This window comes from Corallococcus exercitus, assembly GCF_003611585.1.
GTDB classification, from domain to species: domain Bacteria; phylum Myxococcota; class Myxococcia; order Myxococcales; family Myxococcaceae; genus Corallococcus; species Corallococcus exercitus.
Genome location: NZ_RAVW01000226.1, coordinates 1 through 15,805, shown reverse-complemented (window position 1 = coordinate 15,805; position 15,805 = coordinate 1). Strand labels below are relative to the sequence as shown.

Genomic DNA, 15,805 nt, shown 5'->3' with positions numbered 1-15,805 from the left:
GGACGTGGCGTTCGCCTTGGGGGCGGGCTCCGTCTTCGCGGCGGGCGGAGGCGGCGGCATGGGCAGCGCCTCCTTCATGGGCTTCTCTTCACGGGCCGGCGCGGCGCGCTCGGACGGGGTGCTCGCGGGGGTGCTGGTCGAGGCCGAGCCCCCACCCTTCTTGTAGAACGCCAGGTAGCTGCCGGCGCCCGCGGACACCAGGCCCGCCAGCACGCCGATGTCCGCCACCAGCGCGTACGTCTTGCCGGTGCTCTTCAGGTCCTCCGCGCGCGTGCTGCCCTGCGGCGCGGTCTTGAACGCGTCCGACTTGGAGGAGGCCTCCAGGCCGAAGTAGATGCCGCCCGCCAGCAGCGCCACGCCCGTGGCCAGCAGCACGTAGCCCGCGGTGCGGCGGCTCACGCCCCCGCCATCGGCGAAGTGCTTCACCGGCTTGCCATCGACGCGCGCCGCGTCCTGGGCGACGAGCCCCGTCAGGAGCGCCTCGGAGCCCGTGGCCATCGCGTCACCGCGCGGCACCTGGCCCAGCGCGTACGCCTGGTTGTGGCCGTCCGCCACGTCCATGCGCAGGCCGGTGACGGTCAGCGGCGCGTTGCCCGGGCCGCCGCGCACCACCAGCGCCAGCACCTGCGGCACGCCCGCGAGCGCGCCCAGCTCCTGCAGCGCCTTGTCCCGCTCCTCGTCGTCGGGGTTCTTCGCGATGCGCTCCACGAGCGCGGCGTAGCGCTGCTGCACCGGCAGCTTCGTGAGCGTGAAGGAGGACTCGCCCTCGCGCGCCCGGCCCTCCGTCACGGCGTAGCCCGGCGCCACCAGCGTCACGTAGTGGTCCGCGCGGGTGAGGCCCGTGAGCGCCAGCGGGGACACGCCCCGGTAGGTCCCGTCCACGAACACCTGCGCGGGGGCGGGCTGCGTGCGCACCGACAGCGTCGCCTGCGCGCCGTCCAGCTGCGCCTTGCGCTCCTTCTCCACGAACGCGACCTCTTCGGGCGGGAAGAAGTTGGGGTTGAACGTCGCGCGCGGATCCACCGCGAGCACGCCGCGCATCTCCAGCTCCGCGGCCTTGTTCTCCCCGTTGGCCACCTGCGTCGCGGCCTTCATCACCCGCGCGCGGCTCAGCAGCGGGAACGCGCGAGACAGGTCCGCCTGCTCGTAGTCCTTCACCGCCTTGTCGAAGCTCTGGAGCGCCTTCACGGTGTCCAGCTCGTCGTACGCCTTCGCGCCGTCCTTGAACGCGGCGTTGCCCTCCACCGCCTTCGCCTGGCGCGCGCTCACGCCCTGGGGGTCCAGCGCGTCCGTCAGCCGCACCAGCTCCAGGCGCCCGGAGCGGGCCACGGCCTGTTCAGCCCAGTGCGCCAGCGCCAGCGCCTCACCCTCCAGCGAGGCATCCACGGGAATGGCCACCACCGCCACGCGCGGGCCCGTCGCCGACGGCAGCGTTCGCGGCATCAGCCGCAGCGGTACGTGTTGCTGCTGCGCGGCGGCGGGGCCCATGGCCAGCATTCCCACCAGCCAGCCACTGAGCGTCGCGTGCAGCGCGCGATTGAAAGGACGTCGCATCCGGTCTCCCTCGTTGCTGTGCGCATTACACGCACTGCGAGGCGGAACGCCACCTCGAAAGGGGGTTTCAGCGACCCGCGGTGCTCCCGGTGGCCCGGGACGCGGGCCCTGGCGCCAACCCATGGAGGTAGTTGAGCGCGACCTTCAGCTGTGGATCCGCGAGCTTCGCCGTCACCGCCCAGTCCTTTAGGTTCGCGGGCAGGGTGCGGGGCTGCGCGGCGACCTCCGACGTCGCCTGGGACGGCTCCGCCTTGAAGTGGCGCCGCAGGTCCTTCTCCCGGGGCGCGTCGCTTCCCGTCTTCCCGGTGGAGTCCTCCGGCACGAGGAAGTCCGGGGTGATGCCCTTCTCCTGGATGCTGCGGCCCTTGGGCGTGTAGTAGCGCGCGATGGTGAGCTTCAGGCCGGAGCCGTCCTCCAGCTCGATGATGGTCTGCACGCTGCCCTTGCCGAAGGTCTGCGTGCCCATGATGACCGCGCGGCCGTGGTCCTGGAGCGCGCCGGCGACGATTTCGGACGCGGAGGCGCTGCCCGCGTTCACCAGCACCACCAGCGGGTAGTCCTTCTCCGTGTCGCGGTCGCGGCTCTTCTCCTCGGAGGCGTTGCGGCCGTCGCGCCCGCGCGTGGACACGATGGGCAGGTTGCCCGGCAGGAAGCGGTCGCTCATGGCCACGGCTTGATCCAACAGGCCGCCGGGGTTGTTGCGCAGGTCCAGCACCAGGCCATCCAGCTCCTTGCCGCCGTTGAGCGCGCGCAGCCGGTCCAGCTCCTTCTTCAGCGACAGGTCCGTGCGGTCCTGGAAGTTCTTCACCTTCACGTGGCCGATGCCGTCGTAGAGCACGCCCTCCACGGACACGATGCGGATGTGGTCGCGCAGGATGGCCAGCTCCCGCGGGGCGTTGAAGCCCGCGCGCATGAGCGTGAGCAGCACGCGGCCGCCCGCGGGCCCGCGCATCTTCTGGAGCGCGCGGCCCAGGTCCATGCCCTGGGTGCTCTCCCCGTCGATGGCGAGCAGCTCGTCCCCGGCCTTGATGCCGGCACGAGCGGCGGGCGTGTCGTCGATGGGCGCCACCACCACCAGCCGGTCGCCCTTGCGCGCGACTTCAATGCCCAGGCCGCCGAACTCGCCGGACGTGTCGATCTTCATCTCCCGGAAGAGCTCCGGGGGCATGTAGAGGGTGTGCGGATCCAGCGTGTCGAGCATCCCCTGGATGGCGCCCTGGATGAGCGTCTTCCTGTCCACGGGCTCCACGTAGTTGTTCTCCACGTAGGAGAGCACCCGCGCGAACAGCTCCAGCTGGCGGTACGCGGACTCCTCGCGGCCGGCCGCGTCCGCTGGCTTCTGCGCGAACGCGGGCGCGCCCCACAGGAGGAGCGCGGCGAGTCCCATGCGCCACGGCTTCGGGAAACGGGTCACGGGAGCGCGTCCTTGGGGGTCGGGTGAGAGAGGCCGTCGCAAGGCCCCCGAGTCTACACCCGGCCCGCCGGACGATTCCCGCCCTTAGAGGCTGGCCCGGTCCGCGAAGCCCACCAGGTGGGACACGAACGCGTCCGGCCGCTCCATCTGCGGCACGTGGCCGAAGCCCTCCACCACGTGGACCTCCGCGTGGGCGGGCAGGTGCTGCCGGTACCAGGTGAGGATCTCCGGGGGCAGGAGCCGCTCGCTGCCGCCCCAGAGGAAGAGCACCGGCATCTTCAGCTCCCGCACCGCCTGGGGCGCGATGCTCGCCTGCGTGGCCAGCGCATCCGCCGCCAGCGCCTGCACCGTGGGCGTCGTGTAGAACTTGCGCAGCTCCGACGCGAGCAGCATCGCGGCCCACGGAGGACGGTGGAAGAGCCGCTTCGTCAGGGCGCGGACGTCCGCGTTCGACTTCACCGCGAAGTGGCCCAGCAGCGCCGCCAGTGCGTCGGGCGTCAGCGCCGCGCCCGCGGGGGCGACCAGCGCGAGCGCCTTCACCAGGGAAGGATGCTCGGCGGCCAGGTTGACGGACATGGCCCCGCCCAGCGAGTTGCCCACCACGAGGGCGGGCGTCCTCACCACGTGCTCGAAGTAGGCGCGCAGCACGTCGAACTGGGCCTGCACGCAGGTGGGGCCGCCGCAGTACTCGCCGGAGAAGCCGTGGCCTGGCAGGTCCGGCGCGAGCACGCGGGAGAAGCGCCGCGCCAGGCCGAAGAACGTGCGCCCGAAGCCGTTGGCGGAGCCGCCCAGCCCGTGCACCAGCACCACCGGCGGGCCCTTGCCCTGCCCCTCCAGCGCGTAGTGGTGCACCGCCTGACCGCCGACGTTCACCGTCTCCGACACGACGCCACGCGCCACCAGCACACGGCGCATCGCCTTCTGCATCCCACCCATCAGGTCCACGCGCGGGCCTCCTTCCTCACCAACGACCGCTGCCCTGCACCTTCTAACGCCCCCGCATCTTGGACGCAGCGCATCAAAGCAGACAGAGTCAGGGCGTCCCCGCGGCGGCGGTGGCGGGCGCCAGCCAGGGGGCCGGGTCGACGGCCTGCCCGGCGCGGCGGACCTCGAAGTAGAGGTAGGCGCCCTTGAGGGAGCCGGTGTCGCCCACCTCCCCCACCACGTCGCCCGGGGCCACGCGGGCCCCCACGGCGACGGCGATGGCGGAGAGGTGGGCCACCAGGGTGTGGAAGTCATCGCCGTGGTCGACGATGAGCAGGTTGCCGTAGCCGCGCAGCCAGCCCGCGTAGACGACGGTGCCTTCAGCCACCGCGTGCACGGGGGTGCCCGCGGGCGCGCGGATGTCCACGCCCTTCTGGACGGTGACGGTGTTGAAGCGCGGGTTCACCACGCGGCCGAAGCCCACCTCCACGATGCCCGCCACGGGCCGGGGCAGCTTGCCTTTCAGCGCGCCGAAGCCGCTGGTCGCGGGGGCTTCATGCAGGTCCGCCAGCATGCGGGTGAGCTCCGCGTCCGCGCCTTCCAGCTCGCGCACGGCGCGCTTCGCCAGCTCCGCCTCGCCGGCCAGCTTCCCCACCACTTCCTCCAGCGCCTCCTGCTGGGCCTGGGCCTGCTTCGACTGTTGCTGGAGGAAGGCCACGCGCTGCGACAGCGAGGTGTGCAGCCGCTTCAGCTCCAGCGTCGCCTGGCGCTGGAGGGTCGCCACGTGCTGCACGGTGCGCAGGAGCTCCAGGTCGCCGGCCATGCTGGCCTCCAGCGCACGGGCACGCCACATGAGCGCGGCGAAGTCCTCCGCGGACAGCAGCACCTCCAGCGGGCGGCGGCGCTGGAGCCGGTACAGCGTGCGCAGGCGCGGGGACAGCCGGCGCAGCTGGGCGCGCAGGGCTTCGCGCAGCACGGCCTCCTCACGCTCCGCGAGCGCGACGCGGCGGCGGAAGAGGTTGAGGTCGCCCTCCAGCGCGCGCACGCGGCGGCGGGAGAAGGCGGTCATGTCCTCCATCAGCTCCATGCCCTCCAGCACGGAGAGCTTCTTCGCCTCCACCAGCGCGAGCGTGGCGCGCTGCGCGGCCAGCTTCTCGCGGATGGCCGCGCGCTCCGCCTCCTCGTCCTGCTGGGCGAACGCGGCGGTCGCGCCCAGGAGCACCATGAGCCAGGCCAGCCGTCTCATACGCGCAGGAAGCGCCCCACCGCGACGAAGCTGCCGCCCAGGCCCAGGGCGCAGCCGGCCACCAGCAGCTCCACCGCGGTGCGCGTCTCCACCCACGGCGCGGCCACGCCCGGTCCCAGGAGGAACGCGAACAACGACCCCAGCGTGGGCCCCAGCAGCCGGCCGAACAGCCACAGCCCGCCCACCGCCACCAGCGCGCCCAGGAGCCCCTGCAGCAGCCCCTCCAGGAGGAACGGCGCCTTCACGAAGCGGTCCGTGGCGCCCACCAGCTTCTGGATCTCAATCTCCTCGCGCCGCGAGTAGATGGCCAGCTGCAGCGTCGCCGCCACGATGACGACGGTCGTCCCCAGCACCACCACCAGCGCCACCAGCGCCCCGAAGCTCAGCGCGCGGGCGATGGCGGACAGCCGCTCCACCGCGGCCTCGCCATAGTCCACGCCGGTGACCCCGGGCAGCGCGCGCAGCTCCTTCGCCAGGGCCTTGAGCGCCTCCGGAGACCGCCGCGCCTCCGGCACGCGCAGCTCCAGCGTCGCGGGCAGCGGGTTCTCCGGCAGCTCCGACAGCGCCTCGCCCAGGTCGCCCAGCTCCTGCTTGAGCCGCTTCAGCGCCGCCTCCGGCGGCACCACCGTCACCTCGCCGTGGCTCAGCTCCACCACGCGCGTGTGGACGCCGTGCACCTCGTCCTCGCCCAGCTGTGGCGCCAGGTAGAGCGTCACCTCCACCTCGCCGCCCAGCGACGCGAGCAGGTTGTCCACCACGTGCGACGCGCCCCGCGCCAGCCCCGCCGCGAACAGCGCGATGGCGATGGTGGATACGGCGATGAAGTGCACGAAGGGCGCGTGCTTCAGCCCCCCGGCCGCCGAGCGCCCGAAGTAGGCCGCCTTCGACAGCACGCTCATACCAGCATCCGCCGCGCCGCCTTGACGCCGTCCTCGTCGGAGACGATGAGCCCGCGCTCCAGGCGCACCGTGCGCTTCTGGTAGCGCGACAGGAGCGTGGCGTCGTGCGTGGCCACCATCACCGTGGTGCCCCGGATGTTGATGTCCGTGAGCAGGTCCATGATTTCAACGGTGAGCGCCGGGTCCAGGTTGCCCGTGGGCTCGTCCGCCAGGAGGATGGTGGGGTCGTTCACGAGCGCGCGCGCAATCACCACGCGCTGCTGCTCTCCACCCGACAGCCGCAGGGGCAGCGAGTTCGCCTTGTGCTCCAGCCCTACCAGCTTGAGCATCCGGTGCACCTTCTCGCGGCCTTCCGCGCGGGGCACGCCCAGCACGTCCAGCGTGAAGCCCACGTTGTCCGCGACGCTGCGGTGGGGCAGCAGCTTGAAGTCCTGGAACACCACGCCGATGTTGCGGCGCAGGTACGGCACCGCCGACTCGCGGATGCGCGCGATGTTCTTGCCGCCCACCAATATCTGCCCCTTGGTGGCCTTCTCCCCGCAGAAGATGAGCTTGAGCAGCGTCGTCTTCCCCGCGCCGGACGGGCCGGTGAGGAAGACGAACTCGCCCTTCTCCACGTTCAGGTTGATGTCCTGCAACACCGGCGGATCGCCGGGATACGCCTTGTAGACGTGGAAGAACTGGATCATGACCGGAAGCGAGGGGCTTCCGGTGAGCGTACCACGGCCCCAGGGCCCGCCCAGGAACGGGCCGGGCGCGGCTCCAGCCGTGAGGAGGGGCCGCACCGCGCGAGGACTACGAGGGTTCGCCCTCGCTCGCCAGGTAGCTGAGGATGACCTCGTCCAGGCTCTTCTCGGAGATGAGGTCCTCTCCGAAGAGCGTCTCCACGCCCACCTCGTTGATGCGCGGCTTCTCCTTGAGGGCGCGCGCGGCGGCCACTTCCGGAGGCAGGTGCGGGGCGGCGGCCACGGCGGGAGGCGGCGGCGGCGCGGGCGGACGCGGCTGCGCGGGCGCCTGCGGCAGCTTCGGCTGCGCGGCCATCTCCGCGTCCGTGGCGAGCTGGCCGGGCTGGTACGAACGGACCGTGGACTCGTAGTTGTCGTACACGCCGTTGATGAGGTTGCGCAGCATCTCCTTGTGCTGCTCCTCCATCAACTCGCGCACGACCTCCGCCAGGTTCTCCGCGTTGAGGATGTCCGCGTAGGACGTCTTCTTCGACGCGAGGATGTTCCCGCCCACGAACAGGTGGGTGATGATGTGGGGGTTGTTGACGCCCGAGTCCTCGGTCTGGACGTGGTAGACCTTCCCCTTGTGCTTGATGTTGTGATTGAAGCCGGTGACGGCTTTTTCGAAGGTTTTCGCCATTGCCGAGGTCGGGCACCGTAGCAGCGGGGTCCAGGCTTCACAAGGCAAGCGTCACGCGCCCCGCACCTCTTCTCGCGCGCCTGCCCGCTTCCGCCGGTGTGCGTCCGCCACCTTCCGCACACCCCCCGTGTACGGATCCGCACGGGCATACCAGCCTGGCGGGCATGGGGGCCTCTGTTGAAAAGCTGAAACAGGCTGGGGTACGTAAACCGTTCTGACGTTCGCGCCGTCAGTCCCTCCATCCCTTGCCTCGGGCGGAATACCGATGAAGAAGCCGAACACCATCGCGGACAAGGTCCGCCTGCAGGACGCCCAGACGCTCGCGCAGGGGTACTCGCCCGCCATCCGCGCCATGGAGATCGCCTCCATCATCGCGTTCGTGGGGCTGGAGGCCGCGCTCGTCTACAAGCTCTGGAGCACCCACCACACCGGGCCGTGGCTGCTGACCCTGGCGGTGGTGCTGGGCTACCTGGCCGCGGACTTCGTGTCCGGCTTCGTCCACTGGATGGGGGACACGTGGGGCTCCACGGAGATGCCCATCCTGGGCAAGGCCTTCATCCGCCCCTTCCGCGAGCACCACGTCGACGAGAAGGCCATCACCCGCCACGACTTCGTGGAGACCAACGGCAACAACTGCCTCGTGTCGCTGCCGGTGGCGGCGCTCGCGGTGGCGGTGCCCCTCAACGGTCCCGGCTGGGTGTTCCTGGCCGCGTTCCTGGGCGCGATGATCTTCTGGGTGATGGCGACCAACCAGTTCCACAAGTGGTCGCACCTGGATGAGCCGCCCGCGCTCATCGGCTTCCTGCAGCGCGTGCACCTCATCCTGCCGCCGGACCACCACCGCGTGCACCACACCGCGCCCTTCAACCAGTACTACTGCATCACCGTGGGCTGGATGAACCTGCCGCTGCGGATGATCCACTTCTTCCCGCTGATGGAGCGGCTCATCACCTGGGCCACCGGCCAGCTGCCGCGCCAGGACGACATCGGCACGGAGGCTGCGGAGGCGCTCGTGGCCGTGGACGGCGTCCAGGAGCTGCCCGTGCTCCAGGTGGCCAAGGAGCTGCTCAAGGCCTCCGCGGAAGAGCCTGCCCCCAGCGTCTCCGCGCCCCCCCTGCCCTGAGGTCCTGAAGACGGGCCGGGAAGCACCGGCTAGAAGCGCAGGTCCACCTGCTCCGCGGAAGGGATGGGGCGCCCCAGGAAGCGGGCCCCCACCTCCACGAAGCGCTCCGGCACGTCGGTGACGAAGAAGGCGTGCTCGGGCGCGCCCACGGACGCTGGCGCCAGGAGCCCCTTCTCCCCCAGCAGCGTCGCCACCGCCTCCGCCGTGGCCTCCGCCGAGTCCACCAGCGACACGTGCGGCCCCACGACCTCGGCGATGACGCCCTTGAGCAGCGGGTAGTGGGTGCAGCCCAGCACCAGCGTGTCCACCCCGTCGCGCGCGAAGCCGGCCAGGTACTCCTTCGCCACCAGCAGCGGCACGTCGCCGGTGGTCCACCCCTCTTCCGCCAGGGGCACGAAGAGCGGGCACGCCATGGCCTTCACCGCGACCTTCGGGTTGCCCGCCTCCAGCGCCCGCTGGTACGCGCCGGAGCGGACGGTGCCAGGCGTCCCGATGACGCCCACCCCGCGGCCCCGGGTGCGCTGGAGCGCCGTGCGGGCCCCGGGCTCGATGACGCCCAGCACCGGCACCGGCAGCGCGGCCTGGAGGGCGGGCAGCGCCGCGGCGGAGGCGGTGTTGCACGCCACCACCAGCAGCTTGATGCCGCGCTCCAGGAGGAACTCCGCGTTCTTCAGCGAGTAGCGCGTCACCACCTCGCCGGACTTGGTGCCGTAGGGCACCCGGGCGGTGTCCCCCAGGTAGAGCGTGCGCTCGTGGGGGAGCCGCGCCATGAGCGCCTTGAGGACCGTGAGCCCTCCAATGCCGGAGTCGAACACGCCGATGGGACCGTGGCTGTCTTGCCGCATGGGGGGAGTCCCTATCACGTTTGATGCCAACGCCCGCTGCCGGCCTCCAGCCCCCGGAACGCACGAAGGGCCGGAAGCCTGGATGGCCTCCGACCCTTCCGTGCGACCGAAGCCCCGTGGGGGTCCGGCGCCTACTGGATGCGGTACATCGGGGCGTAGACCGCGTCGTTCACGCCCGGGAAGTCATGGGCGTAGACCCGGATGGGCGCCAGGTCGCTGCGCGAGGAGTAGGCGCGGCCGCCCGTGCCCGAGGCCTTGAAGGAGACGAAGTACTCGCCGGGGCGGAGGAACTCGAAGATGGCGGGGGCCTCGTTGCAGGAGAACCACTGACCCTCGGCGCCGTAGACCCACTCGCCGGTGTGGATGTCCTGGAAGTTGATGCCCACCTCGCTCACGCCGGCCTGGGCGCAGCTCAGCTTCGTGCTGGTCTCGTAGAGCTGCCAGCCCACCGCGGCCCCACCGATGATCCAGGTGTTCGCCGTGATGGAGGCCGGGATGCCGACCTGCGAGGTGAAGCCGCCGCCGTAGTAGTAGAGGGGCCGCTCCAGCGAGTCGATGGCCACGATCTCCAGGTAGTGCTGCCCGGGGGCCAGGTCCGGCGTCTCCACCGAGCGACCCTCGCTGCCCTCCTTGCAGTTGAAGCGCGCCCACGCGCCGTCATCCACCCGGGCGTCCACGTAGGCAACCCCCGCCTGCCCGCAGGTGGGATAGCTCGTGCCCGATTCCGTCGGGAACAGCCAGTTCACGTAGGCGTAGGCCGTGGCGCCCGTGTGGCCCGTGGGGAAGTTGATGGGCACGGCCACGTTGCCGTCCACCGTGAAGTTGCCGTGGTACGAGTAGCGGGCCACGCCGTCGTAGTCGACCGCCTCCGCGTTGAACGAGTACGTGCCGGGCGCGAAGTCGTGCAGGACGATGCCGTCGAAGCCGTTCGCCGTGCAGGGATACTGGCCGTCGTTCTCCAGGATCTCGCCGTCGATGTAGATGTCCACGCCCTGGATGTCCCGCATCTGGTTGCAAGTCGCGCCATCGAAGCTCCACGACATCCGGACGTCGCCGGGGTAGCGCGGGTGGTTGCTTTCGACGATGCAGCCGGTGAGACCAGAGGAGAGGCAGAGGAATGCGGCGAGCGTTCTCGCGTTCATGGTGGGCATCCGTGTTTCGGGAAGTTGAGGTCGTCGGCCCGTAACAACCCTCCAGACGACCGACCCCGGGAATTATTCAGTGCCGTCCAAAGCAACCGGGCATTGAGAGCGGGTTTGACCCACCCGAGGACGGAATGTTACGCGCTGGACCCCATGATACCCCACCTGCCCCTGGCCTTTGGCGCCATGAACTACGTGGAGATCATCCGCGACGCGTCGTTCATCGAGCTCGCGGTGCTCCTGCTCCTCATGGCCGTCTCGGTCGCCTCCTGGGCGCTCATCGCCATGAAGGCCACCCAGCTGTCGCGCGCCCGCGCCCAGTCGCTCACCTTTCTCGACACCTTCTGGAAGGCGTCCCGGCTGGAGGCCATCTACCAGTCCGCCCAGAAGCTGGAGGGCTCGCCGCTGTCGAAGGTGTTCTGCGCGGGCTACGAGGAGCTGAGCAAGCTGGCGCAGACGGGCACGCAGGACGGCGGCGCCGAGGCCGCGATGAGCGCCAAGCTGGGCGGCATCGAGAACGTGGAGCGCGCGCTCAACCGCGCGGCCACGGCGCAGATCACCGAGCTGGAGAACCGCGTGTCCTTCCTGGGCACGGTGGGCGCCGCGTCGCCGTTCGTGGGCCTGTTCGGCACGGTGATTGGCATCCTGGGCGCGTTCAACAACATCGCGGAGCAGGGCAACGCGACGCTGGCCACGGTGGCCGCGCCGGTGGGCAACGCGCTCTTCGCCACGGCGGCGGGGCTGTTCGCGGCCATCCCGGCGGTGGTCGCGTACAACTCGTTCGTCAGCCGCATCAAGGTCTTCGACACGGAGATGTCCAACTTCTCCGCGGACTTCCTCAACATCATCAAGCGGCACTTCTTCCGCTAGGGGACCCGTCACATGGGCATGGGCGGAGGCAAGGGCGGTGGTGGCCGCACCACCATGAGCGAGATCAACGTCACGCCCATGGTGGACGTGATGCTGGTGCTGCTCATCATCTTCATGGTGACGGCGCCCCTCATCCAGCAGGGCGTGAAGGTGAACCTGCCGGAGACCAAGGCGGCCCCGGTGGAGGCGACGGAGAAGAAGGTCGTCCTCTCCATCGACGCGGGGCGCAAGGTCTACATCGGGGACGCGGAGGTGGCGCTGGAGGAGCTGGAGACGAAGCTCGCCGCCAACGCGAAGGCGCAGGCGGACAAGGAGGTGTATCTCCACGCGGACCGGGACGTGCCGTACGGCGTGGTGGTGGAGGTGATGGCCGCCGCCCAGCGCGCGGGCATCTCCAACGTGGGGATGATCACGGAACCGGCCACGGGCTCCAAGGCGTCCAACTCCGGCAAGGCCCCCGCGTCCAGCGGCAAGGGCAAGCCCAAGGAGGCGAAGCGCTAGCCCATGAGCTCCGCGGTGACCCACAGCCTGCTGGTGACACGGCCCACGCGGCTGTCTCGCTTCGTCGTCTTCTCCGTGGGCGGGCACGTGGCGGTGCTCGCGGCGGCGCTGCTCTACGCGCGCTTCACGTCCGCGCCGAAGCTGGACCTGGACCAGAAGCCCATCAACGCGTCGCTGGTGCGGCTGGGCAAGCCGCGCGACCCCAAGCTGCTGCCGCGCAAGGAAGTGGCGCAGCCGCCGCCCAAGGAGGTCGTGGCGAAGCCCACGCCCACGCCGCCCGCGGACGCTCCGGCGCCCTCCCCCGCCGCCGTGGCGGTGCCCGGCGTGAAGCCCGCGCCGTCGCCCGCGCCCCAGAAGGGCGAGGCGAACGCGGAGGACCGGCGCAAGAAGCTCTTCGGCGCGTTCGACAAGTCCGCGAAGCCCACGGAGCCGGAGGAGCTGGAGGGGGCCGAGGACGGCGACCCCGACGGTGACTCCGCGGTGGCGGAGGGCGAGCGGTACTACGGCCTTTTGAAGTCCCAGGTGCGCCGTCACTACAACGTGGCGGACACCATCCCCGACGCGGAGCGCCTGTACCTCAAGGCGCAGGTGGCCATGAAGCTGGGCCGCGCGGGTGAAGTGCTGGACGTGAGCCTGGCCAAGGCCAGCGGCAACGAGCTGTTCGACGCGGCGGTGGTGGCCGCCGTGCGCAAGGCCTCTCCCTTCTCTCCTCCCCCCGATGCGCTTCGCGACGCGCTCCAGAAGAACGGCGTCGTCCTGGTGTTCAGCCCATGAAAGCCTTCCTGCTGTCGCTCCTCCTCGTCCCCGCGCTGGTGCTGGCGCAGGCGCCCGTCATCGAAATCTCCGGCGCGAACTTCCGCCCGCTGCCGCTCGCGGCCCCCGCGCCCGTGGTGCAGGAGGGCGCGGACAAGAAGTCCGCCCAGTCCTTCGACGCCGCCTTCACGTACGACCTCACCGCATCCGGCATCTTCCAGGTGCTGGACCGCGCCGGCTTCACCGCGGACGCGAAGGAGGGCATGACGGCGGGCAGCATCAACTTCAGCCGCTGGGCGGACGTGGGCGCGGAGTCGCTGGTGAAGGTGTCGCTCGCGCAGGACGGCGGCGCGCTGCGCGGCGAGCTGCGCCTGTTCAGCGTGGCCACGGGCAAGGAGGAGCTGAAGGTGTCCAAGGACGCGCCGGCCGGTGAGCCCCGGCAGCTGGCGCACGCGCTGGCGGACGCGCTCTACCGGCACTTCACCCGCGAGCCGAGCCCCTTCCTGTCGCGCATCACCTACGTGCGCAAGGCGGGCGCCAACCGCGACGTGTACGTGGCGGACTGGGACGGCATGGGCGCGCAGGCGCTCACCAAGGGCGGCACGCACATCCTCCCCACGCTCAGCCCGTCCGGCCAGGTGGCCTTCACGTCCTACCGGAAGAACCGGCCGGACATCTACGTGCAGACCCCCGGCGGCGAGGCGAAGCCGCTGGTGACGGACGGGCAGATGGCCACGGGCATCGCGTACTCGCCGGACGGCAAGCGCATCGCGTACGCGCTGGCCGAAGGGGAGAGCGCTCAAATCTACGTCGCCGCGGCGGACGGCTCCGGCGCCAAGGCCATCACCGACACGCCCTACGGCCTCAACACCAGCCCCACCTGGTCGCCGGACGGCAAGAGAATCGCGTTCGTGTCCAACCGGGGCGGCAGCCCGCAGGTGTACGTGATGAACGCGGACGGCTCCGGCGTGAAGCGGCTCACCTTCCAGGGCAACTACAACCAGACGCCGGACTGGTCGCCGCGCGGGGACCTCATCGCCTTCACGGCTCGCGACGAGCGCAACGCCTTCGACCTCTTCACGGTCAACGTGGACACGGGCAAGGTGACGCGCCTCACGCAGGACCAGGGCAACAACGAGGAGCCGACCTTCTCCCCCAACGGCCGGCTCATCATGTTCAGCTCCAACCGCAACGGCGCCGCGCACCTGTGGGTGATGACCTCTGATGGCAACAACCAGGTGCCGCTCCCCATGGAGAAGGGCAACTGGCTGACCCCGGACTGGGGCACCGCTCCGGCGGCGAAGTAGTCACGGACGGCGGGTGTCGTTGACAGGGGGGACGCGCCGGGGTGCATTGCGCACCCCATGAGCGCTCCCCTCCCCGCCCACAGGACTCACTGGGGCCTGGACCCCCAGGTCGTCTTCATCAATCACGGCTCGTTCGGCGCGTGCCCCAAGGCGGTGCTCCAGCACCAGTCGGAGCTGCGGGCGCGGCTGGAGTCGGAGCCCGTGCGCTTCCTCGCCCGCGAGCTGGAGCCGCTGCTTGAGGAGGCGCGCGCCGCGCTCGCGGCGTTCGTGGGCGTGGACGCGGATGACCTGGCGTTCGTGCCCAACGCCACCACGGGCGTGAACACCGTGCTGCGCAACCTGCGCTTCCAGCCCGGCGACGAGCTGCTCACCACCGACAACGAATACAACGCGTCGAAGAACGCGCTGGACGTGGCCGCCGCGGAGCAGGGCGTGAAGGTGGTGGTGGCGAAGCTGCCCTGGCCCGTGTCCTCGCCGGAGTCGGTGGTGGACGCGGTGATGGCGCAGGTGACGCCGCGCACGCGGCTGGTCCTCATCGACCACATCACCAGCCAGACGGCGCTGGTCCTGCCGGTGGCGGAGCTGGTGCGCCGCTTGCGCGAGCGGGGCGTGGAGACGCTGGTGGACGGCGCGCACGGGCCGGGCATGGTGCCGCTGGCGCTCCAGGAGCTGGGCGCGGCGTACTACACGGGCAACTGCCACAAGTGGCTGTGCGCGCCCAAGGGGGCCGCGTTCCTGTACGTGCGCCGCGACCTGCAGCGGGGCTTCAAGCCGATGGTGGTGAGCCACGGGCACAACTCGCCGCGCACGGACCGCTCGCGCTTCCGGCTGGAGTTCGACTGGGTGGGAACGGTCGACCCCACGCCCTTCCTGTGCATCCCCACCGTGATCCGCTTCATGGGCGGGCTCGTTCCGGGCGGGTGGCCGGAGGTGATGGCGTCCAACCGGGAGAAGGCGCTGGCCGCCCGGCGGAGGCTGAACGCGCGGCTGGGCAACACGGAGCCGCTGTGCCCGGAGTCCATGGTGGGCAGCATGGCGTGCGTGGCCCTGCCGGACGGCTTCCCGGAGCACCCCGAGCCGCCGCTCTACGTGGACCCCCTCCATGTGCGCCTGTTCGAGGAGCACCACATCGAGGTCCCCGTCACCGCCTGGCCCCGGGCGCCCCGGCGGCACCTGCGGCTGTCCGCCCAGCTCTACAACACCCCGGCGGACTACGAGGCCCTGGGGGAGGCTTTGGAAGCGCTGCTGCGTTGAGTAGTGTGCGCGCCATGCCGCGCTTCGCATCCATCGATATCGGGACCAACTCCGTGCTGCTGCTGGTCGCGGAGCGCCTGCCGGACGGGCGCTTCGAGGCCGTGGTGGAGCGCGCCGAGATCACCCGCCTGGGCCGGGGCGTGGACAACAGCCGCGTCCTGTCCTCCGACGGCATGGAGGCCACGCTGTCCGTGCTGGTGGCCTTCGCCAACGAGGCCCGCGAGCTGGGCGCGGAGGGCATCGCCGTGTCCGCCACCAGCGCCGCGCGCGACGCGAAGAACGGCGCGGACTTCATCGCCGCCGCCCAGGCCCGCGCGGGCGTGACGGTGGAGATCATCCCCGGGGAGATGGAGGCGCAGCTGTCCTTCGCCGCCGTGGCCCAGGACTTCGGGAGCGAGGCCGCGGGGCCGCTGCTCGTGGTGGACATCGGCGGTGGGTCCACGGAGTTCATCTACGGCAGCGACGTCGGCACGGTGGCCTTCCGCCACAGCTTCGACGTGGGCGCCGTGCGGCTCACGGAGCGCTACGTGCGCACCGACCCGCTGTCCCCCGACGAGCGCGGCGCCATCGAGGCGTACCTGCGCGACACCTTCTCCGCCCTGCCCCCG

At 70.9% G+C, this 15,805-nt stretch carries 16 protein-coding genes; 7 read left to right on the top strand and 9 right to left on the bottom strand.

Going from position 1 to position 15,805, the window contains the following annotated elements:
• The 7 genes from D7W79_RS25185 to D7W79_RS25155 form a co-directional block, all read right to left on the bottom strand.
• Positions 1-1,554, bottom strand: a 1,554-nt coding sequence (locus D7W79_RS25185; protein ID WP_120527939.1) for a PEGA domain-containing protein, incomplete at its 3' end; no start/stop codon positions are given.
• Positions 1,555-1,621: 67 nt separating this feature from the next.
• Positions 1,622-2,968, bottom strand: coding sequence for a S41 family peptidase (locus tag D7W79_RS25180; RefSeq protein WP_208729833.1), 1,347 nt, complete (start codon positions 2,966-2,968; stop codon positions 1,622-1,624).
• An 84-nt stretch (positions 2,969-3,052) separates the two neighbouring features.
• Entirely contained in the window at positions 3,053-3,913 is an 861-nt protein-coding gene (locus D7W79_RS25175) for an alpha/beta fold hydrolase (RefSeq protein WP_120527937.1), read from the bottom strand.
• Positions 3,914-4,001: 88 nt separating this feature from the next.
• Complete coding sequence (locus tag D7W79_RS25170) at positions 4,002-5,138, bottom strand: murein hydrolase activator EnvC family protein (protein ID WP_208729832.1); 1,137 nt, start codon at positions 5,136-5,138, stop codon at positions 4,002-4,004.
• A complete protein-coding gene (locus tag D7W79_RS25165; protein WP_120527936.1) occupies positions 5,135-6,037 on the bottom strand; it encodes a cell division protein FtsX in 903 nt (300 codons plus the stop codon). Before D7W79_RS25165 ends, D7W79_RS25170 begins: the two co-directional genes overlap by 4 nt.
• Positions 6,034-6,726, bottom strand: coding sequence for a cell division ATP-binding protein FtsE (ftsE, locus tag D7W79_RS25160; protein ID WP_120527935.1), 693 nt, complete (start codon positions 6,724-6,726; stop codon positions 6,034-6,036). Before ftsE ends, D7W79_RS25165 begins: the two co-directional genes overlap by 4 nt.
• 106 nt (positions 6,727-6,832) lie before the next feature.
• Positions 6,833-7,402 carry a RomY N-terminal domain-containing regulatory protein gene (locus D7W79_RS25155; protein ID WP_120527934.1) on the bottom strand — a complete coding sequence of 190 codons (570 nt, stop codon included), beginning with the start codon at positions 7,400-7,402 and terminating at the stop codon, positions 6,833-6,835.
• A gap of 265 nt (positions 7,403-7,667) precedes the next feature.
• Here D7W79_RS25155 and carF point away from each other — a divergent pair, with 265 nt between their 5' ends.
• Positions 7,668-8,525 (top strand): plasmanylethanolamine desaturase, encoded by an 858-nt coding sequence (gene carF, locus D7W79_RS25150; protein WP_120527933.1) that lies wholly within the window; start codon positions 7,668-7,670, stop codon positions 8,523-8,525.
• A gap of 29 nt (positions 8,526-8,554) precedes the next feature.
• Here the strand turns inward: carF and murI are convergent, their stop codons facing one another.
• Entirely contained in the window at positions 8,555-9,370 is an 816-nt protein-coding gene (gene murI, locus D7W79_RS25145) for a glutamate racemase (protein WP_120527932.1), read from the bottom strand.
• 131 nt (positions 9,371-9,501) lie between these two features.
• Positions 9,502-10,512, bottom strand: a complete 1,011-nt coding sequence (locus D7W79_RS25140; protein ID WP_120527940.1) for a hypothetical protein — start codon at positions 10,510-10,512, stop codon at positions 9,502-9,504.
• A 153-nt stretch (positions 10,513-10,665) separates the two neighbouring features.
• On the opposite strand from D7W79_RS25140, the gene D7W79_RS25135 reads away from it, so the two are divergent.
• The 6 genes from D7W79_RS25135 to D7W79_RS25110 form a co-directional block, all read left to right on the top strand.
• Positions 10,666-11,382, top strand: a complete 717-nt coding sequence (locus tag D7W79_RS25135; protein ID WP_120527931.1) for a MotA/TolQ/ExbB proton channel family protein — start codon at positions 10,666-10,668, stop codon at positions 11,380-11,382.
• Positions 11,383-11,394: 12 nt separating this feature from the next.
• The gene (tolR, locus tag D7W79_RS25130; RefSeq protein WP_120527930.1) at positions 11,395-11,883 is read left to right on the top strand and encodes a protein TolR; all 489 of its coding nucleotides are present in this window, start codon (positions 11,395-11,397) and stop codon (positions 11,881-11,883) included.
• 3 nt (positions 11,884-11,886) lie between these two features.
• Complete coding sequence (locus D7W79_RS25125; RefSeq protein ID WP_120527929.1) at positions 11,887-12,657, top strand: TonB family protein; 771 nt, start codon at positions 11,887-11,889, stop codon at positions 12,655-12,657.
• Complete coding sequence (locus D7W79_RS25120; RefSeq protein WP_120527928.1) at positions 12,654-13,943, top strand: LpqB family beta-propeller domain-containing protein; 1,290 nt, start codon at positions 12,654-12,656, stop codon at positions 13,941-13,943. Before D7W79_RS25125 ends, D7W79_RS25120 begins: the two co-directional genes overlap by 4 nt.
• Before the next feature lie 57 nt (positions 13,944-14,000).
• On the top strand, positions 14,001-15,197 hold the full coding sequence (locus tag D7W79_RS25115; protein ID WP_120527927.1) for an aminotransferase class V-fold PLP-dependent enzyme: 1,197 nt from the start codon (positions 14,001-14,003) through the stop codon (positions 15,195-15,197).
• Positions 15,198-15,211: 14 nt separating this feature from the next.
• Positions 15,212-15,805, top strand: a 594-nt coding sequence (locus D7W79_RS25110; RefSeq protein ID WP_439099226.1) for a Ppx/GppA phosphatase family protein, incomplete at its 3' end; no start/stop codon positions are given.

Coding starts and splice junctions, on each gene's coding strand:
- D7W79_RS25170 (WP_208729832.1), bottom strand. CDS start 5,138: ATGAGACGGCTGGCCTGGCTCATGGTGCTCCTGGGCGCGACCGCCGCG.
- D7W79_RS25125 (WP_120527929.1), top strand. CDS start 11,887: ATGAGCTCCGCGGTGACCCACAGCCTGCTGGTGACACGGCCCACGCGG.
- D7W79_RS25135 (WP_120527931.1), top strand. CDS start 10,666: ATGATACCCCACCTGCCCCTGGCCTTTGGCGCCATGAACTACGTGGAG.
- tolR (WP_120527930.1), top strand. CDS start 11,395: ATGGGCATGGGCGGAGGCAAGGGCGGTGGTGGCCGCACCACCATGAGC.
- D7W79_RS25165 (WP_120527936.1), bottom strand. CDS start 6,037: ATGAGCGTGCTGTCGAAGGCGGCCTACTTCGGGCGCTCGGCGGCCGGG.
- D7W79_RS25155 (WP_120527934.1), bottom strand. CDS start 7,402: ATGGCGAAAACCTTCGAAAAAGCCGTCACCGGCTTCAATCACAACATC.
- ftsE (WP_120527935.1), bottom strand. CDS start 6,726: ATGATCCAGTTCTTCCACGTCTACAAGGCGTATCCCGGCGATCCGCCG.
- carF (WP_120527933.1), top strand. CDS start 7,668: ATGAAGAAGCCGAACACCATCGCGGACAAGGTCCGCCTGCAGGACGCC.
- D7W79_RS25120 (WP_120527928.1), top strand. CDS start 12,654: ATGAAAGCCTTCCTGCTGTCGCTCCTCCTCGTCCCCGCGCTGGTGCTG.
- D7W79_RS25140 (WP_120527940.1), bottom strand. CDS start 10,512: ATGAACGCGAGAACGCTCGCCGCATTCCTCTGCCTCTCCTCTGGTCTC.
- D7W79_RS25115 (WP_120527927.1), top strand. CDS start 14,001: ATGAGCGCTCCCCTCCCCGCCCACAGGACTCACTGGGGCCTGGACCCC.
- murI (WP_120527932.1), bottom strand. CDS start 9,370: ATGCGGCAAGACAGCCACGGTCCCATCGGCGTGTTCGACTCCGGCATT.